The sequence below is a fragment of the Polaromonas glacialis genome, assembly GCF_000709345.1.
GTDB lineage: Bacteria > Pseudomonadota > Gammaproteobacteria > Burkholderiales > Burkholderiaceae_C > Polaromonas > Polaromonas glacialis.
The window spans coordinates 1,238,199-1,262,545 of record NZ_KL448323.1; the positions used below are offsets into that span (position 1 = coordinate 1,238,199).

The following is a 24,347-nucleotide window of genomic DNA, read 5'->3' on the forward strand; positions in this document are numbered from 1 at the left end:
TTGCTTGCATAAGCCATTGCTCCAGCGATTTTGGTGGCACGGCGTGTCGGTCCATCTATTCTTGACCATAGAAAAGACTGTGTGACCATGGCCAGCTACATCCTCAAGCGCCTGCTGCTGATGATTCCGACCGTGTTCGGCGTGCTGCTGCTGACCTTCATCATGGTGCAGTTCGTTCCGGGCGGGCCGGTCGAGCAGATGGTCGCCCAGCTGCAGGGCCGTGATTCGGGCGGCGAGCGCGCTGCGAGCACCGGAGCTGGCTACCGGGGACGGCAGGGCGTTGATGCCGAGCGCATCGAGGAGATCAAGGTGCTGTATGGCTTTGACAAGCCGGTGCATGAGCGGTTTATCCAGATGCTGGGCCGGTTTGCCCGGTTTGACCTCGGCAACAGCTTTTACCAGCACAAGGATGTCTGGCAACTGGTCAAGGAAAAGCTGCCGGTGTCGGTCAGCCTGGGGCTGTGGACTTTTTTTCTGAGCTACCTGATTGCCGTGCCGCTGGGCGTGGCCAAGGCGGTCAGGGCTGGGTCGCGCTTTGACTTTGTCACCACGCTGGTGGTGCTGGTCGGCTATGCGATTCCGGGTTTTGTGCTGGGCGTGGCGCTGCTGGTGGTGTTTGGCGGGCAATTGCAGTGGTTTCCCTTGCGCGGGCTGACCTCGGCCAACTGGGAAACGCTGGGCTGGGGCGCCCGCATCACCGATTACCTCTGGCACATCACGCTGCCGGTCACGGCCATGGTGCTGGGCAGCTTTGCCGTGACGGCGGTGCTGACCAAGAATTCGTTCCTGGAGGAAATCCGCAAGCAGTATGTGCTGACCGCCCGCGCGAAGGGTTTAGCCGAGCGCCAGGTGCTGTGGAAGCATGTGTTTCGCAATGCCCTGATTCCCATCATCACCGGCTTTCCGGCGGCCTTCATCGGCGCATTCTTCACCGGCTCGCTGTTGATCGAAACCCTGTTTTCGCTCGACGGCCTGGGCCTGCTCAGCTATGAAAGCGTGATCCGGCGCGACTACCCCGTGGTGCTGGGCACCCTTTATCTGTTCACGCTGATCGGCCTGGTGACCAAGCTGGTCAGCGATCTTTGCTATGTCTGGGTAGACCCACGTGTACGGTTTGATTGACCCCCCCGAAGCGGCCGATGGCCGCCTCCCCCCCGAGGGAGCGCCCGCTGCAGACGGGCAGAGCCCGATCCGCGCCGGCTCTGGCAAACGCACATCTGCGCCCCTGAGCCTGAGTCCTGGCCGCAGGGCCTGGCAGCGTTTTCGGCGCAACCGGCTGGGTTACTGGAGCCTGGTGCTGTTTTGCCTGCTGGTGGTGTTCAGCCTGTTCGCCGAGGTCCTGTCCAACGACAAGCCGCTGGTGGTGCGCTACCAGGGCACGTTGTACTTTCCGCTGGTCAAGGACTATTCGGAGAAAACCTTCGATGGCGACTTTGACACGCCGGCCGATTACCTCGACCCGTTCATCCGTGACAAGCTGACGCAGGGCGGCAACTGGGCGATCTACCCGCCCAATCCTTATGGGCCGCGCACCATCAATTACTTCGCCAGGGAACCCAATCCTTCGGCCCCGTCGCGTGACAACCTCTTCGGCACCGATGACCGGGGGCGTGATTTGCTGGCCCAGCTGATTTACGGCTTTCGCCTCAGCGTGCTGTTTGGCCTGGCGCTGACCGCCATCGGCGTGGTGATGGGCGTGATCGCCGGTGCGATTCAAGGCTACGCGGGCGGCAAGACCGACCTGGTCGGCCAGCGCTTCATGGAAATCTGGGGTTCCATGCCCGAGCTGTACCTCCTGATCATTTTCAGCGCCATCTTTGCGCCCAGCGTGGCGCTGCTGCTGGTGCTGCTCAGCCTGTTCGGCTGGATGGGGTTGTCGGACTATGTGCGCGCCGAGTTCCTGCGCAACCGCCAGATGGACTACGTGCGGGCGGCGAGGGCACTGGGCGTGAGCAATCTGCAGATCATGTGGCGGCACATTTTGCCCAACAGCCTGACGCCCGTGGTGACTTTTTTGCCTTTTCGCATGAGCGCGGCGATCCTGGCGCTGACGTCGCTCGATTTCCTGGGGCTGGGCGTTCCGCCCGGAACGCCTTCGCTGGGCGAACTGCTGAGCCAGGGCAAGGCCAATATCGACGCCTGGTGGATTTCGCTGTCCACGTTTGCCGTGCTGGTCGTGACCTTGCTGCTGCTGACCTTCATGGGCGACGCGCTGCGCGATGCACTGGACCCTAGAAAGGCGCAGGAATGACCCCCACGCTCCCCACTTCGTGTGGTTCGCTGCCCCCCGTGGGGGCTGTTCCGCCTCAGGGCGGCCTGTCGGCGGAACGTTCATCTGCGCCGCTCCTTGACGTCAAAGACCTGCGCGTGTCGTTCGCCGGCAAGGAAGTCGTGCGCGGCATAGATTTTTCCATCGCACCCGGAGAAAAGCTGGCGCTGGTGGGCGAGTCGGGATCGGGCAAGACGGTGACGGCGCTCAGCCTGCTGCGACTGGTCCAGGATGCCGCGATCAGCGGGCAGGCGGTTTTTGAAGCGCCCGGCGGCCGGGGCGACTTGTTGTCCATGCCCGAGCGGGCGCTGCTGGGGATTCGCGGCCGGGACATCGCCATGATTTTCCAGGAGCCGATGACGGCGTTGAACCCGCTGTTCACCGTGGGCGACCAGATTTCCGAAGTTTTACAACTAAAAGAGGGTGTTACGCAGGCTGCATCAGCACAAGCAGCTATTAAATTGCTAGCAGACACTGGGATCACGGAACCAGCGCGGCGGGCGAATGCCTTTCCGCATCAGTTGTCGGGTGGCCAGCGCCAGCGCGCCATGATCGCCATGGCGCTGGCATGCCGCCCCAGGCTGCTGCTGGCTGACGAGCCGACCACGGCGCTCGATGTCACGCTGCGTGGCCAGATACTGGACCTGCTCGGTGATTTGCAGCGGCGAAACGGCATGGCCGTGCTCTTGATCACCCACGACCTGAACCTGGTGCGACGCTTTGCCGACCGGGTAGCGGTCATGGAGAACGGCCATATTGTCGAGCAGGGCAATGTGGCCGATGTGTTTGCCCGGCCGCAGCATGCCTATACGCGCAAGCTGATCGACAGCAAACCGGTGCGGGATGTCGATGAAGCCCACCCGCAAGCCAGGCAACTCCCGCCGGTCATGCGGGCCAGCCAGTTGCGCGTTGCCTATCCGGTGGCTGTTCCAGGCTTGCGGGGCTGGTTCAAAAGCGGTGAGTTTGTCGCCGTCAAGGATGCGAGCTTTGCCATTGCGGCGGGAAGAACGCTGGGCATCGTGGGCGAGTCGGGCTCGGGCAAGTCCACGCTGGCGCTGGCCAGCCTGGGGCTGCTGAAGTTCTCCGGGCAGCTGCAGGCGGCGGGGCAGTCGTGGAGCCGGCAAGCCGCTGGCAACAAGGCCATCCGCAAGGTGGTCCAGGTGGTGTTCCAGGACCCGTTTTCCTCGCTGTCGCCGCGCATGACGGTCGAGGCGATTGTGGAAGAAGGCCTTCTGGTCCACGAGCCGTTGCTGAGCCCAAGTGAAAGAAGAGCGCGCGTCGAACAATCGCTGGCCGATGTGGGCATGGGCGAAGCGCAGTTTCCGGGGTTGCTGCGGCGCTATCCGCATGAATTCTCGGGCGGGCAGCGCCAGCGCCTGGCCGTTGCCCGGGTGCTGATCGTCAATCCCAGCCTGCTGGTGCTCGATGAACCGACGAGCGCGCTCGATGTGACGATTCAAAAGCAGGTGCTCGGGCTGCTGCAGCGGCTGCAGCGGGAGCGCGGCCTGAGCTATCTTTTGATCACGCACGACATCGACGTGATTCGCGCCATGGCCCACGAAGTCATGGTGATGAAAGACGGCGAAATCGTCGAATCGGGCCCTGTGCAGTCGGTGCTTGATGCGCCGCAGCATGCCTACACGAAAATCCTGGTCGCGCAGGGTTGAGTCATGGCCCGCAATGAGTGAATTTGCAGGGCCTTGAAGGCTAAACCTGCACAAAAATGGTTGCGTCATGGCGTCCCTTGCGCTAGAATACGCGCTTCACACGACCAAATGGGCGGGTTTTTACCGCCCATTTTTTTTGGGCGTTTGTTTTTGCACAGGGCAAATGAGCAGTTGGCGAATCGCTAAAAGGAACGAAAGACTGAATGGCTTTGCAAGAGACGATTGAGCAAACGGTAACGGGGCTGGGCTACGAGCTGGTCGAGATCGAGCGAACCAGCGGCGGCCTGCTGCGTGTCACGATCGACATGCCCTACCTTGCCGGAACACCGGCTGACGCCGTGCAGTTCATCAATGCCGAAGACTGCGAGAAGGTGACACGCCAGCTGCAGTTCGTGCTTGAAGTCGAAGGCGCCGAGTACTCGCGCTTGGAAGTCAGTTCCCCCGGCATCGACCGGCCGTTGCGCAATGAAAAAGATTTTGAGCGCTTCGTGGGTGAGTTGATTGACATCACCCTCAAGGCGCCGATTGGCGTGGCCGCCAGCGCGGGTTCGACCATTTCGGCCAGCCGCAAGAAATTCCGTGGAACGCTGGAACGGGCCGAGCCTGTTGAAGGCCAGCCGGGATGGCAAATCGTCTGGAGCGACGAGCCTGCTGTCAAGCCTGGGCAGAAGGTTAGCAAGAAAAGAATTCCCGCGCCGCTGCAGGCGCTGGGGTTCACGCTGGATGAAATCCAACAGGCGCGTTTGGCGCCCGTTGTTGATTTCAAGGGCCGCAGACCCAAATCTGTTGCCGATACATCCATAGAAACATAATTTAGAAAGGCAGGCTTGTGAAATGAATCGCGAACTGTTGATGCTGGTTGATGCCATCTCGCGTGAAAAAAACGTTGAGCGCGACGTTGTATTCGGCGCTGTCGAGCTTGCGCTCGCATCGGCGACCAAGAAGGTTTATGCGGACGGCGTGGACATCCGTGTCGCGGTGGACCGTGACAGCGGCAATTACGAAACCTTCCGCCGCTGGCTGGTGGTGGCGGATGAAGCCGGCCTGCAAAACCCCGAAGCCGAAGAACTGGTGACCGATGCGCGCGACGAAATTCCCGACATCGAAGAGGGTGACTACATCGAGAAGCCGGTCGAAAGCCTGCCGATTGGCCGCATTGGCGCGCAGGCGGCCAAGCAGGTCATCTTGCAAAAAATCCGCGATGCCGAGCGTGAAATGCTGCTCAACGACTTCATGTCGCGCGGCGACAAGATTTTTGTCGGCACCGTCAAGCGCATGGACAAGGGCGACCTGATCGTCGAGTCCGGCCGGGTGGAAGGCCGCCTGCGCCGCAGCGACATGATTCCGAAGGAAAACCTGCGCACCGGCGACCGGGTTCGCGCCATGATCATGGAAGTGGACACCACGCTGCGTGGTGCGCCCATCATCCTGTCACGGACCTCGCCCGAATACATGATCGAGCTGTTCCGCCAGGAAGTGCCCGAGATCGAGCAGGGCCTGCTGGAGATCAAGACCTGCGCCCGCGACCCCGGCTCTCGCGCCAAGATCGCCGTGCTGTCGCATGACAAGCGCGTCGACCCGATCGGCACCTGCGTTGGCGTTCGTGGCACCCGTGTCAACGGCGTGACCAACGAGCTGGCCGGCGAGCGTGTCGATATCGTGCTGTGGAGCGAAGACCCGGCCCAGTTCGTGATTGGCGCGCTGGCGCCTGCCAACGTGTCGTCGATCGTGGTCGATGAAGAGCGCCATGCCATGGATGTGGTGGTGGACGAGGAAAACCTTGCCATCGCCATCGGCCGTGGCGGCCAGAACGTGCGCCTGGCGTCCGAGCTGACCGGCTGGAAGATCAACATCATGGATGCCAACGAGTCGGCCCAGAAGCAGGCCAGCGAAACCGACAGCAGCCGCAAGCTGTTCATGGCCAAGCTCGACGTGGACGAGGAAATCGCCGACATCCTGATCTCCGAAGGCTTCACCAGCCTGGAAGAAGTGGCCTACGTGCCGCTGCAGGAAATGCTGGAAATCGAGTCCTTCGACGAAGACACCGTCAATGAACTGCGCACACGCGCCAAAGACGCTCTCCTGACCATGGAAATCGCCCTGGAAGAAAATGCCGGCGGTGTTTCGCAGAATCTGCGCGACGTTGCCGGCCTCACCCCCGAGCTGATTGAAAAGTTGCTTGCCGCGGGTGTTGCCACCCGTGACGACCTGGCCGATCTGGCCGTGGATGAGCTTACCGATATAACCGGCCAGTCTGCGGACGAGGCCAAAGCCCTGATCATGACTGCACGCGCCCATTGGTTTACCGATGACGCTGGCGATGCTGCTGCACCTGCAGCAGCGCAAGAGCATTGAATCATGGAGGCCAGTCAGGAAAACCAAATATGTCCAGTACCACTACCGTCGCTGAATTCGCAGCTGAGTTGAATAAATCCCCCGCCACCTTGATCGAGCAATTGACCAGCGCAGGCGTTGCAAAGTCGCAGGCCAGCGATCCCTTGTCGGAATCCGACAAGCAAAAGCTGCTCGGCTATCTGCATGCCAGCCATGGCACTGTCGCGGCCGACCGGAAAAAGATCACCTTGATGAAGAAGTCCACTTCTGAAATAAAGCAGGCTGATTCCTCGGGCAAGGCCCGCACCATTCCCGTCCAGACCATCAAGAAGCGCACCTTCATCAGGCGCGAAGATGAAACGGATCTGCCGGTTGAAGAAAACCAACTGGATGCGGCCATGGCTGCTCCGCAGGTGCAGGCCGCTGCAGACGCCGAACTGGTCCGCCGTGAAGACGAGGCCAACCGCAATGCCGAGCTGCTGCGCCGCCAGGAAGAAGAACTGACGGAAAAGCGCCGTTTGCGCGACGAGCAGGCAGCGCAGGAAGCGGCACGCGAGCAGGCGCGCGAAGCCGCTGCCCAGAAAGCTGAAGCCGAGGTGCAAGCCCAGGCTCAGGCGCAAGCGGCTGCCCAGGCCGCTGCGGCAGCTGCCGAGGCTGCGAAAAAGCCCAAGCCCACCATTGGCAAAATCTTCAAACCGGCGCCCATTGTTGCTCCGGTGGCTGCAACTGTTACCGTGGAAGCACAAAAGATCGTGGACACTGCCGCAGCAGAAAAAACCAGCAAGGCCGCCGAGGCCGCCAGCGCCAAGGCCGCAGAAGCCGCAACCCTGCAGGCTGCTGCCAAAGCCAAGGCAACCGCTGAATTCCAGGCGGATGCGGCCAAGGCCGTTGACCTTCAGGAACGCCGCCGCAAGGCCGAGGCAGAAGCCGCCGGCATTCGCGCCATGCTGTCCGCGCCCAAGCGTGTCCTGGTTCCCCACGTCGACCCCAAGGTCGCCATGAAGGGAACGCTGCACAAACCGGTCGTCGCTCCAGGCGCCGCCAAACCTGCGGCTCCGGGCGCCGCTGGCGCATCTGCTGCGCCTGGTGCCGCCGGCAAGAAGGAAGTCAAGTCCGAAAACCTGTCTTCGACCTGGAAAGACGACGCGGCCAAGAAAAAAGGCATCCCGAGCCGTGGCGCTCCGGTGGTTCCCGGACGCGGCAATTTCCGCGCCGGCCCGCGTGGCCGCCGCAGCGGCGGACGCGACGTGCGTCCGGAATCGAACTTTGTCGCACCGACCGAATTCAAGGTGATCGAGGTCCATGTGCCCGAAACCATCACGGTGGGCGAACTGGCGCACAAGATGAGTGTGAAGTCGTCCGAAGTCATCAAGCATTTGATGAAGCTCGGCCAGATGGTCACCATCAACCAGCCGCTGGACCAGGACACCGCCATGATCGTGGTGGAAGAAATGGGCCACAAGGCACTCACTGCCGCGCTGGACGATCCGGAAGCCTTCACCGATGACGACGTGCAGGGCCAGCAGGCTGAAGCACTGCCGCGCGCACCGGTGGTCACCGTCATGGGTCACGTTGACCATGGCAAGACCTCGCTGCTCGACTACATCCGCCGCGCCAAGGTGGCCTCCGGTGAAGCCGGTGGCATCACCCAGCACATCGGCGCCTACCATGTTCAAACCCCGCGCGGCATGGTGTCCTTCCTCGACACCCCGGGCCACGAGGCGTTCACCGCCATGCGTGCCCGTGGCGCGCAGGCCACCGACATCGTGATCCTGGTGGTCGCGGCGGACGACGGCGTGATGCCGCAGACCAAGGAAGCCATCAAGCACGCCCGTGCCGCAGGTGTTCCGATCGTCGTGGCGATCAACAAGATCGACAAGCCCGGCATCAACCTGGAGCGCGTCAAGGGCGAACTGGTCACCGAGGGCGTGGTGCCCGAAGAGTTCGGCGGCGATTCACCGTTCGTGCCCGTCTCCGCCCATACCGGCGCAGGCATCGACAACCTGCTGGAGCAGGTGCTGCTGCAGGCCGAAGTGCTTGAACTGAAGGCATCGGTCGATTCCCTGGCCAAGGGCCTGGTGATCGAGGCGCGCCTCGACAAGGGCCGCGGCCCGGTCGCCACCGTGCTGGTCCAGTCCGGTACGCTGAAGGCCGGCGACGTGGTGCTGGCCGGTTCGACCTATGGCCGCGTGCGCGCCATGCTCGACGAAAACGGCAAGCCGATCAAGACCGCTGGTCCTTCGATTCCGGTCGAAATCCAGGGCCTGACGGAAGTGCCGCAAGCCGGCGATGATTTCATGGTCATGACCGACGAACGCCGTGTCCGCGAAATCGCCACCTACCGTGCCGGCAAGTTCCGCAACACCAAGCTGGCCAAGCAGCAGGCGTCCAAGCTGGAGAACATGTTCTCCGACATCAACGCCGGCGAAGTCAAGCTTCTGCCCATCATCATCAAGGCCGATGTGCAGGGTTCGCAGGAAGCGCTGGCCCAGTCGCTGCTCAAGCTCTCGACCGACGAGGTCAAGGTCCAGCTGGTGTACTCGGGTGTTGGCGGTATTTCCGAATCTGACGTGAACCTGGCCATCGCCTCGAAGGCGGTGCTGATTGGCTTCAACACCCGTGCCGATGCCCAGGCGCGCAAGCAGGCCGAGAACAACGGCATTGACATTCGCTACTACCAGATCATTTATGACGCGGTGGACGAACTCAAGGCCGCCATGTCCGGCATGCTCACGCCCGACAAGAAGGAAGAAATCATCGGCAATGCCGAGATTCGCCAGGTGTTCAAGGTCAGCAAGATCGGCTCGATTGCCGGCTGTATGGTCACCGCCGGTGTGGTTCGCCGCACCGCCAAGCTGCGCTTGCTGCGCCAGAACGTGGTCATCTTCACGGGTGAACTCGACTCGCTCAAGCGCTTCAAGGACGATGCCAAGGAAGTCAAGGAAGGCTTCGAGTGCGGCTTGAACCTGAAGAACTACAACGACATCGAAGTCGGTGACATCCTGGAGTTCTTCGAAATCAAGGAAGTGGCCCGGACTTTGTAAGCACATGGCCATTCGCCAGCCTTCGGGTTGGCGAATGGCCTGCTCCAGACAAGGACTGCAACTTCAGACCCCAATACATGCGTAAAAAATCATCTACTCCCAACCGCAGCTTTCGCGTGGCCGACCAGATCCAGCGCGATCTGACGGAACTGATCGCGCGCGAGTTGAAAGACCCGCGCGTCGGCATGGTGACGGTCCAGTCGGTCGAGGTTACGCCCGACTATGCCCATGCCAAGATTTATTTCAGCGTGCTGGTCGGCGACCCGAAAGAGTGCGAAATTGCCCTCAACCAGGCCGCCGGCTTCCTGCGCAACGGCCTGTTCAAGCGTCTGATGACGCACACGGTGCCGACGCTGCATTTCCATTTTGACCAGACGACCGAACGTGCGGCCGACCTGAACGCCTTGATTGCCAAGGCGGTATCTTCCCGCGCCCAGGACTAACTTCGCGCCGTTCCCCTTTGACAGGTTCGGGGGCAACGGTGCCACCGGGCGTTCGGGCCAGCCCGGACGCCGAGCCTGTCAAAGCTTATGACGCAAACAACTTCTCCCCGCCAGAAAATCCAGCGACGTCCCGTTCACGGCGTGCTGCTGCTCGACAAGCCGCTGGGCCTGTCGAGCAACCAGGCACTGCAGAAAGCCAAATGGCTGCTGCGCGCCGACAAGGCCGGTCATACCGGAACGCTTGATCCGCTGGCTACGGGGGTGTTGCCGCTGTGCTTTGGCGCGGCCACCAAGTTCAGCCAACTGCAGCTGGATGCCGACAAGACTTATGAAGCGGTGCTGCTGCTGGGCCAGAAGACCAGCACGGCCGATGCCGAAGGCGAAGTGATCGAGACCCGGCCGGTGCCCGAGATCACGCCCGAACTGCTCGAAGCCATCACCCGGCGCTTCACCGGCCCGCTGGCGCAGGTGCCGCCGATGTACTCAGCGCTGAAGAAGGACGGCAAGGCGCTGTATGAATATGCCCGCAAGGGCATCGAGGTCGAGCGGGAAGCGCGCCACATCACGATTTTCAAGCTAAATATGGCGTTTGCGCACGACCCACGGGCGCAAGCAGCTATTAAAATAATAGTAAGCTGCAGCAAGGGAACGTACATTCGCACGCTCGGCGAAGACATCGGCGAAGCCCTGGGCTGTGGCGCGCACCTGGGTTCGCTGCGCCGGATCGAGACCGGTGGTTTTGTCGCTAGCCAATGCGTGACACTGGCCGCGCTGGAGGCGATGACCGAAACCGGGCGCGACGCCTGCCTGTTGCCGCCTCAATCGCTGGTGGCGGCTTACCCGACTGTCACACTGGACGCCGATAATGCCGGACGTTTCCTGAGCGGCCTGCGCCGCCGGGGCCAGTGGGGCGCCGATGCGCCGCTGGTGCAGGTTTATGGCAGCGAGCCTGCTGCATTTCTGGGTTCTGCCCATATCTGCGCGGACGAGTTGATTCCCCAGCGCCTGCTGAGCCCGGTTGAAGTCCAGGACATCCTGGAATCGGCCCGGCGCACAACAGATGCTATTGAAGTTTTATCGCCAGTTTCCACGGCCGCAGCCTCCGAACCCACGGAAGCCGGCTTTTTTCAACATTAATCCAATTACCGTTTCAAGTCCCCAGAAAGTCCACCATGAGTCATAAACAGATCCGTAACATCGCCATCATTGCCCACGTTGACCATGGTAAGACCACCATGGTTGACCAGTTGCTGCGCCAGTCCGGCACCTTTGCCGACCACGAAAAGGTCGTTGACACCGTGATGGACAACAATGCCATCGAAAAAGAGCGCGGCATCACCATCCTGGCCAAGAACTGCGCCGTGACCTGGGAAGGCACGCACATCAACATCGTCGATACCCCGGGCCACGCCGACTTCGGCGGTGAAGTCGAGCGCGCCCTGTCCATGGTTGACGGTGTCGTGCTGCTGATCGACGCGCAGGAAGGCCCCATGCCCCAGACCCGCTTCGTCACCAAGAAGGCGCTGGCCCTGGGCCTCAAGCCTATCGTGGTTGTGAACAAGGTGGACAAGCCGGGCTCCAATCCCGACAAGGTGATCAACGCCACGTTCGACCTGTTCGACAAGCTCGGCGCGACCGATGAACAGCTCGATTTCCCGGTGGTCTATGCCTCGGGCATCAACGGCTGGTCTTCGATGGAAGAAGGCGCGCAAGGCGAGCAGTGGGGTCCCGACATGTCGGCCCTGTTCAACACCGTGCTCAAGCATGTGCCTGCCCAGAAAGGCGATCCTGACGCGCCACTGCAGCTGCAGATTTCCGCGCTCGACTTTTCGACTTTTGTCGGCCGCATCGGCGTGGGCCGCATCAGCCAGGGAACGATCCGCCCCATGATGGACGTGGTCGTGATGGAAGGCCCGGACGGCAAGGCCGTCAAGGGCCGCATCAACCAGGTGCTGACCTTCCAGGGCCTGGAGCGCGTGCAGGCCACCGAAGCCGGCCCCGGCGAAATCGTGCTGATCAACGGCCTGACCGACATCGGCATTGGCGTGACCATCACCGACCCGGCCAATCCGATGCCGCTGCCGATGCTCAAGGTCGATGAACCGACGCTGACCATGAACTTCTGCGTCAACACCAGCCCGCTGGCCGGCCGTGAAGGCAAGTACGTCACCAGCCGCCAGATCTGGGACCGCCTGCAAAAGGAACTGCAGCACAACGTGGCGCTGCGCGTCAATGAAACCGGTGAAGAAGGCATTTTCGAAGTCATGGGCCGTGGCGAGTTGCACCTCACCATCCTGCTGGAAAACATGCGCCGCGAAGGCTTCGAGATGGCTGTTTCCAAGCCGCGCGTGCTGCTCAAGGATGTGGACGGCGTCAAGCACGAGCCGATCGAGCTGGTAACCGCCGACATCGAAGAGCAGCACCAGGGCGGCGTGATGCAGGCGCTGGGCGAGCGCAAGGGCGAGCTGGTCAACATGGAGCCGGACGGCCGTGGCCGCGTGCGCCTCGAATACCGCATTCCGGCGCGTGGCCTGATCGGTTTCACCAATGAATTCCTGAATTTGACGCGCGGCTCCGGCCTGATCGCCAACATCTTCGACTGCTACGAGCCGCACAAGGGCGACATCGGCGGCCGCAAGAACGGCGTGCTGATTTCCATGGACGCCGGTGAAATCTTCACCTACGCCTTGGGCAAGCTCGACGACCGCGGCCGCATGTTCGTCAAGGCGAACGATCCGGTGTACGAAGGCATGATCGTCGGCATCCACAGCCGCGACAACGACCTGGTGGTCAACGCCACGCGCACCAAGCAGCTGACCAACTTCCGCGTGTCCGGCAAGGAAGACGCGATCAAGATTACGCCGCCGATCGAATGCACGCTGGAATACGGCGTCGAGTTCATCGAGGACGACGAGCTGGTCGAAATCACGCCCAAGTCGATTCGCTTGCGCAAGCGCTACCTGACCGAAAGCGAGCGCAAGCGCTTCGGCCGCTGAACAAGCCCCCACGCTCCCCACTTCGTGTGGTTCGCTGCCCCCCGAGGGGGCGCTGCGCCTGCGGCCTGGCAAAGCCAGATCCGCGGCCCCTGCTGGTGGAGGCGGGGCGGGCCTGAGCGCAGTTAAAAATCAGGCCGTTGCGCGCAAAAAGCGCCAGCGGCTTTTTTATCGTTTGCACAGGTGTCCTCATGAAGTTGACGCATGCCCGCGCGGTGGCTGTGATGGTTCTGGTGACGCTGTTGTGGTCGATGGCCGGCGTGGTGACGCGCCAGCTGGAGGCAGCACGCAGCTTTGAGGTGACCTTTTGGCGCAGCTTTTTCACGCTGGCGTCGCTGCTGGTGATCCTGCCTTTTTTCCAGGGGCGGGCGGTTTTCTCGAAAATCCGCCATGGCGGCAAGGCGCTGTGGTTGTCGGGCGTTTGCTGGAGCGTGATGTTCACCGCCTTCATGGTGGCGCTGACGCTGACCACTGTGGCCAATGTGCTGGTGACGCTGGCGCTCGGTCCCTTCATCACGGCCCTGATGGCGTGGGTTTTCATCGGCCACCGGATTCCTGCGCGCACCTGGGTGGCGATTGCGTTGGCCAGCGTTGGCATTGCCTGGATGTATGGCGGCCAGATGGACCTGGGCAGCCAGTTGGCCGGTACGCTGGTGGCGTTGATGGTGCCGGTGGCGGGCGCCATCAACTGGACGGTGGTGCAGCATGGCGGTGCCCATGGCCAGAAGATCGACCTGGTGCCTGCGGTGCTGATCGGGGCGGCGCTGTCGTCGCTGGCCACCTTGCCGCTGGCGTTTCCCTTTTCGGCAACGCCGCACGACATCGGCCTGCTGGCCGGGCTCGGCCTGTTCCAGCTGGCGATTCCGTGCGTGCTGGCGGTGTTGTGCGCCGGCGTGCTCAAGGCGCCCGAGGTGGCGCTGCTGGCTTTGCTGGAAGTGATTTTCGGCATCCTGCTGGCCTGGATGGGTGCCGGCGAGGTGCCCGGTTCCAGCGTGCTGACCGGCGGTTCGCTGGTCATTGGCGCGCTGGTGGTGAATGAATTGATTGGATGGAGACTAAAGAAACATGACAACAGAAATGATGAAAGCCGATGCGGCCGGTGACGTGCTGGCCGAGCGCCGGGGCCATTCCGGGCTGATCACGCTGAACCGGCCCAAGGCGCTCAATGCCCTGTCGTTGCCCATGGTGCGCGAGCTGCTCGCCATCCTGCGCGCCTGGCGTGACGACCCGGAGGTGCGTGTGGTGGCAATTCGCGGCACCAACAAGATGGGCCGCCCCGGAACGCCTGAGAGCCTGTTCGGCGGATTTTGCGCCGGCGGCGACATCCGGTTTTTTCACCAGGCAGCGCTGGCCGGCGATGCCGCGCTGGACGAATTCTTCACCGAGGAATACACCCTCAACCACCTGATCCAGACCTATCCCAAGCCCTATATCGCCTTCATGGACGGCGTGGTGATGGGCGGCGGCATGGGCCTGAGCCAGGGCGCGCGGGTGCGCATCGTCACCGAGCGCACCAAGATGGCCATGCCCGAGACGAATATAGGCCTGTTCCCCGACGTGGGCGGCGGCTATTTCCTGAGCCGCTGCCCCGGCCATGTGGGCGAATACCTGGCGCTGACCGGCGAAGTGATTGGTGCCGACGAGGCGATTGCCTATGGGCTGGCCGATGTCAGGCTGGAAGCGGCTGCCTTGCCGGCGCTCTGGGCGGAACTGGGCGCCACGCCCTGGACTTCCGCAGCCGAGGCTGATCAATGGATTGCATCAAAATTCATAGCTGACAGCACACGCCCCGCCTGCGCAACAGGCCAGATTGATGCTTATTTTTCATTGCTGCGTGTCAAGCACATCGTCGATGCCCTTGAAAAGGCCAAGGACGACCGCTGGGCGGCCAAGATGGCGGTGGTGCTGCGCAAGAGATCGCCGCTGATGCTGCATGTGACGCTGGAGCAGATTCGCCGCGCCCGAGGCATGACGCTGGCCGATGACCTGCGCATGGAGCGTGACATGGTGCACCTGTGCTTTCACCTGCGGCTAGCTGCGGAAAGTGAAACCGTCGAGGGTATTCGCGCGCTGGCGGTGGACAAGGACTACAAGCCGCAATGGAAGCCCGCGCGCATCGAGGACGTGAAGCCCGGCATGGCGGATGCTTTTTTCGTCAGCCCGTGGACTGCAGAAGAACACCCGTTGCACGACCTGTAGGCATTCACCGCTTTTGACGCGCTCAAAGCTGCTGGTAAACCAGCTGCGCCAGTCGCATCAGCTCCTCGCGCGGCAGGGTGCCGCTCAGTGCGTAGCCAAAATCCTGATCGACCCAATAAAAGGAGGACACCGGACCGTCCGCGCTGTAGCGGAAAGCTGTCTGGGCGGTGTCGTTCTTCTGTGCCACTGCGCCCGGTGCAGGGTCATTGAGCGCGCCCAGATAAAGCGTCACGCGCGAGCCTGCCGGGTTCTGGAACATGAATTGTGCACGGGCGCGGCTGTCGCCGGGCAGCAGCCGGCCGCCCACCAGTTCATAGCCTTGCGCGGCCAGCAACGGCACCTTCAGGGGTTTGCCGAGGCGTTTGGACAGCCACTGCACCAGGTGCTCCTGCTGCGCGGCAGTCACTTCCACCGGATGCCGGACCTCGGGCGAAAACACTGCATGGGCCACCGAAGCCTGGCGCATGAAATCCTGCGCCGACTGCCTTTGGACTGATGCCAGGGGAGGCGTGCCCCGCGGGTCCATCTGTCCATGAAACAGCCAGCCCAAGCCAAACGCCAGCACCATCGCCGCCGCCATGCCGCCCCAGCGCCACCATGGTGTGACATGCAGCCGGCTGGTGTGGCTGCGGCGGGCTGCCGCCAGCAGCGATTCGGGAAACGGTTCTTCCAGCACGGGGGCATGCAGTGCGCGCAGTGCCTCGCGCTGCGCCTGCCAGGACCGTAGCGTCTCAAGCGCGGCCGGATTGCTTGCCAGCCGTTGCATGGCCTCGGCCTGTTGGTGGTCGGGCAACTGGCCATCGACCAGCGCATTGATCTGGTCTTGCAGCATTTCAGCGTGGGCTTTAGCCATGATGCGCAACCTTCATTTCAGGCGCCGCAGCCAGGCGGTCGGACGGGTGGGTACGGATTCCATCGGTTTGGCTGCAGGCCTTGCCGGGGGGTCCATCAGTTCGCGCAAACGGCTGCGGGCCCGTGACAGGCGCGACATCACGGTCCCGATGGGCGCACCGGTGATGCGGGCCACTTCTTCATAGCTCAGGTCTTCGAGGCTGACCAGCAAAAGCACGATGCGCTGGTCTTGCGGCAGGCGCAGCAGGCAGCGCTGCAGGTCGAGCGACTGCGAAGTGTTCAGGTCAGGCGCCACCAGCTCGTGCGCCACATCGTCCACATTGACGCGGATGCCGGCTTCCGCCTGCCGGGCCGCCCGGCGAATATCATTTACATATAAGTTATGCATCAATGTGAAAAGCCAGGCACGCAAGTCGCTGCCAGTGGGCGAGCGGAAAGTTATTCACGGCTTGCCTGGCTCGATGCGCGGGAAAGCCGGGCGAGTCGTCAGGGTTTGGCGACGTGCCAGATGTTCATGAACCCGTCACCGGTCTTGACGCCAGGCTTGCTGTCCTTGGCCCAGTAATACAGCGGCTTGCCTTTCATGGCCCACTGCTTTTTGCCGTCGTCACGGGTGATGACCATGTAGTCGCCCGCCGGTTTGTCCATATCGGCAGCCATCAAGGGCGGCCAGTTGGTGGCGCAGGGGCCGTTGCAAACTGATTTCCCGCTGTTGGCGGCATCCTTGTCGAACACGTACAGCGTCATGCCGTTGGAGCCGACCAGCACGGCATCAGCGACGGTGGCGGGGCTGCCTGTTGCAATGGAGGCGCATCCGCCCAGCAATGCGGCGGCCAGAAAGGCGATGGACAAGATTTTCATGAGGTTTCCCTTGGTGATGTGGCGCAGCAAGTGGCTGCACCGTGATGAACACCCTTGACGGCCTGTTTATTCCATCTTGAAAAACTATTTTTTTTGCGCCTGTGTGCTGTGTGTTTAGCGGTTCCTGGATTTCATCGCGCGGTCCACCTCGCGCTTGCCTTCGCGGTCCTTGATGGTGTCGCGCTTGTCGTGCTCGGCCTTGCCCTTGGCCAGGCCGATCTCGCACTTCACCTTGCCGGCCTTCCAGTGCATGTTCAGCGGCACCAGCGTGAAGCCTTTCTGCTCGGTCTTGCCAATCAGGCGGCGAATCTCTTCCTTGTGCATCAGGAGCTTCTTGGTGCGCACCGAGTCGGGCCGGATATGGGTCGAGGCGGTGCCCAGCGGGTTGATCTGGCAGCCGATGATGAACAGCTCGCCACCCCGGATCACCACATAGCCGTCGGTGAGTTGCACCTTGCCTTCGCGCACCGACTTGACTTCCCAGCCTTCCAGCACCATGCCGGCTTCAAACCGCTCTTCGATGTGGTAGTTGAACGTCGCCTTCTTGTTGTCGGCAATACGCACGGCCGCTGCCGCAGCTTTCGGCGAGAGATTGGCAGCGGGTTTTCCTGCCGGCTTGCCGGAAGATGCTGCTGCTGGTTTTTTGGAGGTGGATGCTTCTTTGGTGGCCATGGTCAAGATAGTGGAGCGAAGGGGCGAAGCAGCACTTGTGGCTCATACAATTGCCCCCAGCCTTAGATTGTATGAAAACCGTTCACAAGTCCGTTCTTATCTGGTACAGCCCCGCTGAAATGTTCGCGCTGGTGACCGACGTTGTCAGCTATCCGCAATTTCTTCCGTGGTGCGACCGTGCTTCGGTGGAAGAGGAAACGGCTCAGGGCATGGTGGCGAAGGTCGGTATTTCCATTGCCGGCATCCGGCAAAGCTTCACAACGCGCAACCGGCATGAAGCAGACCAGAAGGTCAGCCTCAAGCTGGTCAACGGTCCTTTTTCCCGCCTCGAAGGCGACTGGAACTTTCTGCCGCTGGGCGACGGCAGCCAGCGCGCGTGCAAGGTCGAATTCACCCTGTGCTATGACTTTGACAACGGAACACTGGCGGCGCTGGTCGGGCCGGTGTTTGACAAGATCGCGGGCAGCCTGGTCGATGCCTTCGTCAAGCGGGCTTCGCATGTGTATGGCGACGCCTGAACCATCACAGGATGGATTTCGCCTGAACATCACGCTGGTTTATTCACCTGCCCCGCGCCAGGTCAGGGAGTGGTCGCTTGCGCTTGAGCCCGGCGCGACCGTGCGCCAGGCGCTTGCGGAATGCGGCATCTTTGAAGAATTTCCGGAGCTTGCGGAAAACCGGTTGCTGGCAGGCATCTGGGGGCAAAGAATCCGGCTCGACCATTTGCTGGCGGACAAGGACCGGATCGAAATCTACCGGCCTTTGCGTGTCGATCCAAAAACCGCCAGACGCGAGCGGTTTGACCGGCAGGGGTCTAAAAGCGCAGGGCTGTTCACCCAGAAGCGGCCTGGCGCAAAAGCCGGTTATTGAACCGCCGAGCAGGCAAGCGCCTTATCTGGCGCAGTCGCTTTCGGTAATCGCCTGGAGGCGCCTGGTTTCCACGGACCGGGCAGCGTCATCCATGAATTCGCGTTCTCCCTTTGCATTGGTAAGCGCAATGCGAACGCCAGATTTCAGCGTGGCCTGACCTTTTTTTGCCCGTTCGCAATTGTCGGCCTTGGCGCTGGCAAGCTTTTCGGCCTCTGCCTGCTTCTTGGTTTCCTCCAGCGCATCGGCCTGTTTTTTCCGGGCTTCAAGTTCTGCATCCCTGCCCGAGAGCTTGGGCATGCTGGCTTTTGCAGCAGGCGCCGATGCCGCCGGGGCTGGCGTACCGGCCGCTCCGGTCGTCGGAGGACTGACCACCTTAAATCCCGGCTCCTTCAGGATGCTTTTCTGCGGAATATCGGGCGGTGGCGGCCGGTCGCTGAAGACCTTGCGGCCGTCCTTGTCCATCCATTGCCATTGGGCCTGGGCTGGAATCGTCAATGCGCTGCCGGCCAGTGCCAGAACCACGGTTCGTGTCAGAAATTTGAAGTCCATGGCGAAAGTGTATCCCTGTGTTTCGAAGGTCTGTGCGTTTTGCCGGCAAAGCTGAACCTTGAAGACTCGCAAACGTGGCGGGCCAGGGTAAGTATGGGGCACACCGGGGGCAAAGGTACAATCGTATTTTTGGAGCTTTCTCTATGCGCCTACTCGGCAAAGCGCTCACCTTCGACGACGTATTGTTGGTGCCAGCGTTCTCCCAGGTCCTGCCCAAGGACGCCTCACTTTCCACCCAGTTCTCTCGCAACATCCGCTTGAACCTGCCGCTTGTTTCGGCTGCCATGGACACGGTCACCGAAGCGCGCCTGGCCATTGCCATCGCGCAGGAGGGCGGCATCGGCATTGTTCACAAAAACCTCACGCCGCAGCAGCAGGCGGCCGAGGTGTCCCGCGTGAAGCGCTACGAAAGTGGCGTGCTGCGCGACCCGGTCGTGATCACCCCGACGCACACGGTGCGGCAGGTGATGGCGCTGAGCGAGCAGCTCGGCATTTCCGGCTTTCCGGTGATTGACGGCGGCAAGGTCGTTGGCATCGTGACCGGACGCGACATGCGTTTCGAATCGCGCATGGACGTGCCGGTCAGCACCATCATGACGCCGCGCGATCGCCTGATCACCATGCCCGACACGGCCACGCTGGCCGACGCCAAGGCACTGCTGAACAAGCACCGCCTGGAGCGCGTGCTCCTGATCAACGACGAATTCGAGCTCAAGGGCCTGATCACGGTCAAGGACATCACCAAGCAGACTACCTTTCCGAATGCCGCGCGCGACTTGCACGGAAAACTGCGCGTGGGCGCGGCGGTCGGCGTGGGCGAGGGCACCGAGGAGCGCGTCGAAGCGCTGGTCCGGGCTGGCGTTGACGCCATCGTCGTGGACACCGCGCATGGCCACAGCAAGGGCGTGATCGACCGGGTACGCTGGGTCAAGCAGAACTATCCGCATATCGACGTGATCGGCGGCAACATCGCCACCGGCGCGGCTGCGCTGGCGCTGGTCGAGGCCGGCGCCGATGCGGTCAAGGTCGGCATCGGCCCGGGCAGCATCTGCACCACGCGCATCGTCGCGGGCGTCGGCGTGCCGCAGATCATGGCCATCGACAGCGTGGCGACCGCCCTGCGCGGCACCGGCGTTCCCCTGATTGCCGATGGCGGCATCCGCTACAGCGGCGACATTGCCAAGGCCATCGCGGCCGGTGCCGGAACCGTGATGATGGGCGGCATGTTTGCCGGTACCGAAGAGGCGCCTGGCGAAGTCATTTTGTTCCAGGGTCGCAGCTACAAGAGCTACCGCGGCATGGGCAGCATTGGCGCCATGCAGCAGGGCAGCGCCGACCGCTACTTCCAGGAGTCGAGCACCGGCAATCCGAATGCCGACAAGCTGGTGCCCGAGGGTATTGAAGGCCGGGTTCCTTACAAAGGCTCGATGGTCGCCATCATTTACCAGATGGCCGGCGGATTGCGCGCCAGCATGGGCTACTGCGGCTGCGCAACGATCGAGGACATGCATAACAACTCGGAGTTTGTTGAGATCACCTCCGCAGGCATCCGCGAAAGCCATGTGCATGACGTGCAGATCACCAAGGAAGCGCCGAACTACCGCGCTGACTGAAGCTTTTTCCAGGCATTATGGGCGTCTGGCGGCAGGCGCCCTTTTTATTTTTGACTGAACTTTTCGCCCGAGGCGTCTTTCATGCAGCACCAAAAAATCCTCATTCTCGACTTCGGCTCGCAGGTCACCCAGCTGATCGCGCGCCGGGTTCGCGAAGCCCATGTTTTCTGCGAAGTCCATCCCTGCGACGTAACCGACGAATGGATTCGCGACTATGCCCGGGACGGCAATCTCAAGGGCGTGATCCTCTCGGGCAGTCACGCCAGCATCTATGAAGAAGCCACCGACAAGGCGCCGCAGTCGGTGTTCGAACTGGGCATTCCGGTGCTGGGCATCTGCTACGGCATGCAGGCCATGGCGCACCAGCTGGGCGGCAAGGTCGAGGGCGGTCACAAGCGCGAATTCGGCCATGCCGATGTACGTGCGCGCGGTCATACGGCGCTGCTGGAAGGCATTGCCGACTTCACCACACCCGAAGGGCAGGGCATGCTCACGGTCTGGATGAGCCATGGCGACAAGGTCACCGAAATGCCGCCGGGTTTCAAGCTCATGGCGAGTACCGAGAGCTGCCCGATTGCCGGCATCGCCGACGAAGAGCGGCATTTCTACGGCCTGCAGTTTCATCCAGAAGTCACGCACACCCGGCAGGGAGCAGCCATCCTCAACCGCTTTGTGCTCGACATTTGCGCTACCCGGCCCGATTGGGTCATGGGCGACTACATCGCTGAAGCGGTCGATAAAATCCGTCAGCAGGTGGGCGACGAGGAAGTCATCCTGGGCCTGTCGGGCGGGGTTGATTCGTCGGTCGCTGCGGCGCTGATCCACCGCGCCATCGGCGACCAGCTCACTTGCGTGTTTGTCGATCACGGCCTGCTGCGCCAGAACGAGGGCGACATGGTGATGGAGATGTTCGTCGGCAAGCTGCACGCCAAGGTGATTCGCGTCGATGCCGCCGACCAGTTCCTGGGCCACCTTGCTGGCGTCAGCGACCCGGAAGCCAAACGCAAGATCATTGGCCGCGAGTTTGTCGAGGTGTTCAAGGCTGAGGCCGCGCGGCTCAAGGCGGGGCTGGACGGAGCCTACAAGGGCGCGAAATGGCTGGCCCAGGGAACAATTTATCCGGATGTGATCGAGTCGGGCGGCGGCAAGAGCAAGAAAGCCGTTTCGATCAAGAGCCATCACAACGTCGGCGGCCTGCCCGAGCAGCTGGGCCTGAAGCTGCTTGAACCGCTGCGCGAACTGTTCAAGGACGAGGTGCGCGAATTGGGCGTGGCGCTGGGCCTGCCGCATGACATGGTGTATCGCCATCCGTTTCCAGGACCGGGGCTGGGCGTGCGAATCCTGGGTGAAGTCAAGAAGGAATACGCCGATCTGCTGCGCCGGGCCGACGCCATCTTCATCGAGGAGTTGCGAAACTTCAAGGATGCGGAAACCGGCAAGAGCTGGTACGACCTGACCAGCCAGGCTTTCACCGTGTTCCTGCCAGTGAAGAGCGTTGGCGTGATGGGCGATGGCCGCACGTATGAGTATGTGGTGGCGCTCCGCGCTGTGCAGACCAGCGACTTCATGACCGCCGACTGGGCTGAGTTGCCTTATGCGCTGCTCAAAAAGGTCTCTGGCCGCATCATCAACGAAGTGCGCGGCATTAACCGCGTCACCTACGACGTCAGCAGCAAGCCGCCCGCAACCATCGAGTGGGAGTGATTACACGTCTCGCAACCTAGCGCACCCCAGCGCATCAAAGCCCTGCCAAGTCGTTGATTTGGCAGGGATTTTTAATTTCAACATTGCAATATCACGCAGCATCCCGCAGCCTGAAGCGCTTTATTTTCTTGGTATGGGCGATGGTACCAATTAGGTTGATACCATGACAGTCATTCAATACCATGAAGCTATTTTTCTGATTGTCATGGTATTAATTTAAGCTAAGTGCTTGATTTAAAAGAAAAAAATGGCAAAAAATCAGAGGTCAAAAATCATGGTATTTCGGGGTGATTTTGGGGTGATTCTTTGCTGACCGATACCAAGCTGCGCAACCTTAAGCCACAAGACAAGCTCTACAAGGTGCCCGACCGTGATGGCATGTATGTGGCCGTCACGCCGGCCGGTGGAGTTTCATTCAGGTACAACTATTCAATCAGCGGCAGGCAGGAGACGCTGACCATCGGCAAGTACGGCACGGGAGGGATCTCGCTGGTCGAGGCGCGTGTAAGGCTCGGTGACGCAAAGAAGCTGATTGCCGAGGGTCGTTCGCCGGCCAAAGAAAAGGCGCGATCCAAGGCCAAGGTCCAAACGGCTGAAACCTTTGGCGCTTGGGCTGACAAGTGGTTTTCGGGCCATACCATGGCTGACTCGACGCGAGACATGCGCCAGTCGATATACGACCGCGAATTGAAAGAGCCATTTGCCAAGTGCAAGCTGCCTGAAATCACGCATGAAGATCTGCGCCGGCTGACCGATGCCATCGTGGCACGCGGCGCGCCGGCCACGGCCGTGCATGCCCGGGAGGTGGTCATGCAGGTGTATCGCTGGGCCAAAGAGCGCGGCGTGTCGGTGGAAAACCCGGCTGATCTGGTGCGGCCCAATTCAATTGCGACGTTCGAAGCCCGGGACCGGGCATTGACGCCGGAAGAAATCGGCCTGATGTACACCTACCTGCAGCGGATCGGTACAACGCCGTCGATCCGCTCGGCGGCCAAGTTGCTGCTGCTGACCATGGTGCGCAAGTCCGAGTTGACGGATGCGACATGGAATGAGGTCAATTTTGGCCAGGCGCTCTGGACCATCCCGAAGGAGCGCATGAAGCGGCGCAACCCGCACAATGTTTACCTGTCAAAGCAGGTGCTGGAAATTTTTGTAGCACTCAAGACGTTTGCCGGTGGCTCGCGTTACCTGCTGCCGTCGCGCTACGATCCGGATCTGCCGATGTCTAGCGCCACGCTCAACCAAGTGCTGACGCTGACCTACCGGCTGGCGCAAAAGGAAGGCAAGAATCTGCCGAAGTTCGGACCACACGACCTGCGCCGCACCGGCTCGACACTGCTGCACGAGGCGGGCTACAACACCGACTGGATTGAAAAGTGCCTGGCGCATGAGCAAAAGGGCGTGCGTGCTATCTACAACAAGGCTGAATACCGGGAGCAGCGTGCCAGCATGCTCCAGGAATGGGCTGACATGATTGACGGCTGGACCCTCACGCCCGCCTGAGTCCGGGCCGCTTCACCTGCACGCTGGCAGCCTTGCGCGCCTCGATCCATGCCAGGACATCATCCTGGTCCCAAACCACGCTGCGAGCCGACAAGGCGAACCGGCGCGGAAAGGTGCCATTCTTTTCCATGGCATCAATGGTTCTTTCCGAAAGCGGAACCATGGTGTGCAAGGTCTTTTTATTGATGAGCTGTTTTGTTTTCATGTTGTCGCTTCGTTATTCGCGTTATAGATTTCAGCGCCGGCCACATCCGCCATGCGGGCCGTGCCGTGTCGTACCTTCATGGCCAGCTCGAACACGCCTGGAAAGGTGCGAGCGCCATGGGCCGGTTGCGTCAGGAAAACCTCGGTGGCCAACTGCGCAGCCTCATGCAGAATTTTGGCTTGGGTGCTGTTCCACCGCCCGCCGTCCACACTCATCTGCACGACCGTGCGCAAGGCCGCGTGCAGCCGTTTGGATTCGGGGTGGTGCTTGGCCAGGGCCAGCGCGACCTCTGCGCCCACGCCCAGCACCAAGGTTAAGTGGGACAGCAGCAACCTGTCGCAATCACCGTCCTGTGTGAAGTAAACGCGTGTGCTGATGCCGGTCACGCTGGTCATCAATGCGGTGACGCTATCGACCTCTTCTTTCGCGATGACAGCGCGACCGACTGGGTTTGCATGGGCGGCCATGTATCCGGCGATCTGGGCATGCGCTTGCAGGTGCTTGAGCTTTCGCCCATGAGCGGTGGTCTTTCTCATAAAACAATCCTCAGGACAATTTCAGCAACAACT

At 61.6% G+C, this 24,347-nt stretch carries 22 protein-coding genes and 1 pseudogene; 16 read left to right on the plus strand and 7 right to left on the minus strand.

Annotated elements, in window-relative coordinates; all coding sequences use genetic code 11:
- Window positions 1–87: 87 nt before the first annotated feature.
- The 11 genes from EC86_RS0106285 to EC86_RS0106335 all read left to right on the plus strand — a co-directional run bounded on the left by EC86_RS0106285 (window position 88) and on the right by EC86_RS0106335 (window position 14,949).
- Window positions 88–1,122, plus strand: coding sequence for a microcin C ABC transporter permease YejB (locus EC86_RS0106285; protein WP_029524817.1), 1,035 nt, complete (start codon window positions 88–90; stop codon window positions 1,120–1,122).
- A gap of 67 nt (window positions 1,123–1,189) precedes the next feature.
- Window positions 1,190–2,251: an ABC transporter permease gene (locus EC86_RS0106290; protein ID WP_051676125.1), complete on the plus strand. Its 1,062-nt coding sequence runs from the start codon at window positions 1,190–1,192 to the stop codon at window positions 2,249–2,251.
- Entirely contained in the window at window positions 2,248–3,936 is a 1,689-nt protein-coding gene (locus tag EC86_RS0106295) for an ABC transporter ATP-binding protein (RefSeq protein ID WP_232229817.1), read from the plus strand. The genes EC86_RS0106290 and EC86_RS0106295 overlap by 4 nt, the downstream gene beginning before the upstream one ends.
- A 203-nt stretch (window positions 3,937–4,139) precedes the next feature.
- Window positions 4,140–4,748 carry a ribosome maturation factor RimP gene (gene rimP / locus EC86_RS0106300; protein WP_029524820.1) on the plus strand — a complete coding sequence of 203 codons (609 nt, stop codon included), beginning with the start codon at window positions 4,140–4,142 and terminating at the stop codon, window positions 4,746–4,748.
- Between the two features lie 22 nt (window positions 4,749–4,770).
- Window positions 4,771–6,291, plus strand: a complete 1,521-nt coding sequence (nusA, locus tag EC86_RS0106305) for a transcription termination factor NusA (protein WP_029524821.1) — start codon at window positions 4,771–4,773, stop codon at window positions 6,289–6,291.
- Window positions 6,292–6,320: 29 nt separating this feature from the next.
- Window positions 6,321–9,314, plus strand: a complete 2,994-nt coding sequence (infB, locus tag EC86_RS0106310) for a translation initiation factor IF-2 (protein WP_029524822.1) — start codon at window positions 6,321–6,323, stop codon at window positions 9,312–9,314.
- A gap of 77 nt (window positions 9,315–9,391) precedes the next feature.
- Window positions 9,392–9,757, plus strand: coding sequence for a 30S ribosome-binding factor RbfA (rbfA, locus tag EC86_RS0106315; RefSeq protein WP_029524823.1), 366 nt, complete (start codon window positions 9,392–9,394; stop codon window positions 9,755–9,757).
- An 87-nt stretch (window positions 9,758–9,844) separates the two neighbouring features.
- Window positions 9,845–10,894, plus strand: coding sequence for a tRNA pseudouridine(55) synthase TruB (gene truB, locus EC86_RS0106320; protein ID WP_029524824.1), 1,050 nt, complete (start codon window positions 9,845–9,847; stop codon window positions 10,892–10,894).
- 35 nt (window positions 10,895–10,929) lie between these two features.
- Window positions 10,930–12,753, plus strand: a complete 1,824-nt coding sequence (typA, locus tag EC86_RS0106325) for a translational GTPase TypA (RefSeq protein WP_029524825.1) — start codon at window positions 10,930–10,932, stop codon at window positions 12,751–12,753.
- Between the two features lie 188 nt (window positions 12,754–12,941).
- Entirely contained in the window at window positions 12,942–13,853 is a 912-nt protein-coding gene (locus EC86_RS0106330) for a DMT family transporter (protein WP_036771910.1), read from the plus strand.
- Window positions 13,816–14,949, plus strand: a complete 1,134-nt coding sequence (locus EC86_RS0106335; protein WP_051675755.1) for an enoyl-CoA hydratase/isomerase family protein — start codon at window positions 13,816–13,818, stop codon at window positions 14,947–14,949. The genes EC86_RS0106330 and EC86_RS0106335 overlap by 38 nt, the downstream gene beginning before the upstream one ends.
- Window positions 14,950–14,971: 22 nt before the next feature.
- On the opposite strand, the gene EC86_RS0106340 is transcribed toward EC86_RS0106335, so the two are convergent.
- The 4 genes and pseudogenes from EC86_RS0106340 to smpB all read right to left on the minus strand — a co-directional run bounded on the left by EC86_RS0106340 (window position 14,972) and on the right by smpB (window position 17,334).
- Window positions 14,972–15,802: an anti-sigma factor family protein gene (locus EC86_RS0106340; protein WP_029524828.1), complete on the minus strand. Its 831-nt coding sequence runs from the start codon at window positions 15,800–15,802 to the stop codon at window positions 14,972–14,974.
- A gap of 12 nt (window positions 15,803–15,814) precedes the next feature.
- Window positions 15,815–16,222: pseudogene (locus EC86_RS0106345) on the minus strand (RNA polymerase sigma factor); the annotation flags it as partial.
- A gap of 65 nt (window positions 16,223–16,287) precedes the next feature.
- On the minus strand, window positions 16,288–16,662 hold the full coding sequence (locus EC86_RS0106350) for a COG4315 family predicted lipoprotein (protein WP_029524830.1): 375 nt from the start codon (window positions 16,660–16,662) through the stop codon (window positions 16,288–16,290).
- Between the two features lie 114 nt (window positions 16,663–16,776).
- Window positions 16,777–17,334: an SsrA-binding protein SmpB gene (gene smpB / locus EC86_RS0106355; protein ID WP_232229819.1), complete on the minus strand. Its 558-nt coding sequence runs from the start codon at window positions 17,332–17,334 to the stop codon at window positions 16,777–16,779.
- A 71-nt stretch (window positions 17,335–17,405) separates the two neighbouring features.
- Between smpB and EC86_RS0106360 the strand changes: the two genes are divergently transcribed.
- Complete coding sequence (locus tag EC86_RS0106360) at window positions 17,406–17,852, plus strand: type II toxin-antitoxin system RatA family toxin (protein ID WP_029524832.1); 447 nt, start codon at window positions 17,406–17,408, stop codon at window positions 17,850–17,852.
- Window positions 17,839–18,204 carry an RnfH family protein gene (locus EC86_RS0106365; RefSeq protein ID WP_029524833.1) on the plus strand — a complete coding sequence of 122 codons (366 nt, stop codon included), beginning with the start codon at window positions 17,839–17,841 and terminating at the stop codon, window positions 18,202–18,204. The genes EC86_RS0106360 and EC86_RS0106365 overlap by 14 nt, the downstream gene beginning before the upstream one ends.
- 21 nt (window positions 18,205–18,225) lie before the next feature.
- Here EC86_RS0106365 and EC86_RS0106370 read toward each other — a convergent pair whose 3' ends face one another.
- On the minus strand, window positions 18,226–18,753 hold the full coding sequence (locus EC86_RS0106370; protein WP_029524834.1) for a DUF4124 domain-containing protein: 528 nt from the start codon (window positions 18,751–18,753) through the stop codon (window positions 18,226–18,228).
- A 143-nt stretch (window positions 18,754–18,896) separates the two neighbouring features.
- Here EC86_RS0106370 and guaB point away from each other — a divergent pair, with 143 nt between their 5' ends.
- The 3 genes from guaB to EC86_RS0106385 all read left to right on the plus strand — a co-directional run bounded on the left by guaB (window position 18,897) and on the right by EC86_RS0106385 (window position 23,573).
- Window positions 18,897–20,366, plus strand: a complete 1,470-nt coding sequence (gene guaB, locus EC86_RS0106375) for an IMP dehydrogenase (protein WP_029524835.1) — start codon at window positions 18,897–18,899, stop codon at window positions 20,364–20,366.
- 81 nt (window positions 20,367–20,447) lie between these two features.
- Window positions 20,448–22,070 carry a glutamine-hydrolyzing GMP synthase gene (guaA, locus tag EC86_RS0106380; protein ID WP_029524836.1) on the plus strand — a complete coding sequence of 541 codons (1,623 nt, stop codon included), beginning with the start codon at window positions 20,448–20,450 and terminating at the stop codon, window positions 22,068–22,070.
- A gap of 306 nt (window positions 22,071–22,376) precedes the next feature.
- Window positions 22,377–23,573 carry a tyrosine-type recombinase/integrase gene (locus EC86_RS0106385; protein ID WP_029524837.1) on the plus strand — a complete coding sequence of 399 codons (1,197 nt, stop codon included), beginning with the start codon at window positions 22,377–22,379 and terminating at the stop codon, window positions 23,571–23,573.
- Here the strand turns inward: EC86_RS0106385 and EC86_RS0106390 are convergent.
- The gene (locus EC86_RS0106390) at window positions 23,560–23,778 is read right to left on the minus strand and encodes a helix-turn-helix transcriptional regulator (RefSeq protein ID WP_029524838.1); all 219 of its coding nucleotides are present in this window, start codon (window positions 23,776–23,778) and stop codon (window positions 23,560–23,562) included. The two genes, EC86_RS0106385 and EC86_RS0106390, sit on opposite strands and share 14 nt — an antisense overlap.
- Window positions 23,775–24,314 carry a hypothetical protein gene (locus EC86_RS0106395; protein WP_029524839.1) on the minus strand — a complete coding sequence of 180 codons (540 nt, stop codon included), beginning with the start codon at window positions 24,312–24,314 and terminating at the stop codon, window positions 23,775–23,777. The genes EC86_RS0106390 and EC86_RS0106395 overlap by 4 nt, the downstream gene beginning before the upstream one ends.
- Window positions 24,315–24,347 lie beyond the last annotated feature (33 nt).

Bases quoted from the DNA above. Each gene is read 5' to 3' on its own strand.
- truB (WP_029524824.1), top strand. From the start codon at position 9,845: ATGACGCAAACAACTTCTCCCCGCCAGAAAATCCAGCGACGTCCCGTT.
- rbfA (WP_029524823.1), top strand. From the start codon at position 9,392: ATGCGTAAAAAATCATCTACTCCCAACCGCAGCTTTCGCGTGGCCGAC.
- infB (WP_029524822.1), top strand. From the start codon at position 6,321: ATGTCCAGTACCACTACCGTCGCTGAATTCGCAGCTGAGTTGAATAAA.
- EC86_RS0106285 (WP_029524817.1), top strand. From the start codon at position 88: ATGGCCAGCTACATCCTCAAGCGCCTGCTGCTGATGATTCCGACCGTG.
- typA (WP_029524825.1), top strand. From the start codon at position 10,930: ATGAGTCATAAACAGATCCGTAACATCGCCATCATTGCCCACGTTGAC.
- EC86_RS0106365 (WP_029524833.1), top strand. From the start codon at position 17,839: ATGGCGACGCCTGAACCATCACAGGATGGATTTCGCCTGAACATCACG.
- rimP (WP_029524820.1), top strand. From the start codon at position 4,140: ATGGCTTTGCAAGAGACGATTGAGCAAACGGTAACGGGGCTGGGCTAC.
- smpB (WP_232229819.1), bottom strand. From the start codon at position 17,334: ATGGCCACCAAAGAAGCATCCACCTCCAAAAAACCAGCAGCAGCATCT.
- EC86_RS0106350 (WP_029524830.1), bottom strand. From the start codon at position 16,662: ATGAAAATCTTGTCCATCGCCTTTCTGGCCGCCGCATTGCTGGGCGGA.
- guaB (WP_029524835.1), top strand. From the start codon at position 18,897: ATGCGCCTACTCGGCAAAGCGCTCACCTTCGACGACGTATTGTTGGTG.
- guaA (WP_029524836.1), top strand. From the start codon at position 20,448: ATGCAGCACCAAAAAATCCTCATTCTCGACTTCGGCTCGCAGGTCACC.
- EC86_RS0106370 (WP_029524834.1), bottom strand. From the start codon at position 18,753: ATGGACTTCAAATTTCTGACACGAACCGTGGTTCTGGCACTGGCCGGC.
- EC86_RS0106340 (WP_029524828.1), bottom strand. From the start codon at position 15,802: ATGGCTAAAGCCCACGCTGAAATGCTGCAAGACCAGATCAATGCGCTG.
- EC86_RS0106295 (WP_232229817.1), top strand. From the start codon at position 2,248: ATGACCCCCACGCTCCCCACTTCGTGTGGTTCGCTGCCCCCCGTGGGG.
- EC86_RS0106395 (WP_029524839.1), bottom strand. From the start codon at position 24,314: ATGAGAAAGACCACCGCTCATGGGCGAAAGCTCAAGCACCTGCAAGCG.
- nusA (WP_029524821.1), top strand. From the start codon at position 4,771: ATGAATCGCGAACTGTTGATGCTGGTTGATGCCATCTCGCGTGAAAAA.
- EC86_RS0106335 (WP_051675755.1), top strand. From the start codon at position 13,816: ATGACAACAGAAATGATGAAAGCCGATGCGGCCGGTGACGTGCTGGCC.
- EC86_RS0106360 (WP_029524832.1), top strand. From the start codon at position 17,406: ATGAAAACCGTTCACAAGTCCGTTCTTATCTGGTACAGCCCCGCTGAA.
- EC86_RS0106390 (WP_029524838.1), bottom strand. From the start codon at position 23,778: ATGAAAACAAAACAGCTCATCAATAAAAAGACCTTGCACACCATGGTT.
- EC86_RS0106330 (WP_036771910.1), top strand. From the start codon at position 12,942: ATGAAGTTGACGCATGCCCGCGCGGTGGCTGTGATGGTTCTGGTGACG.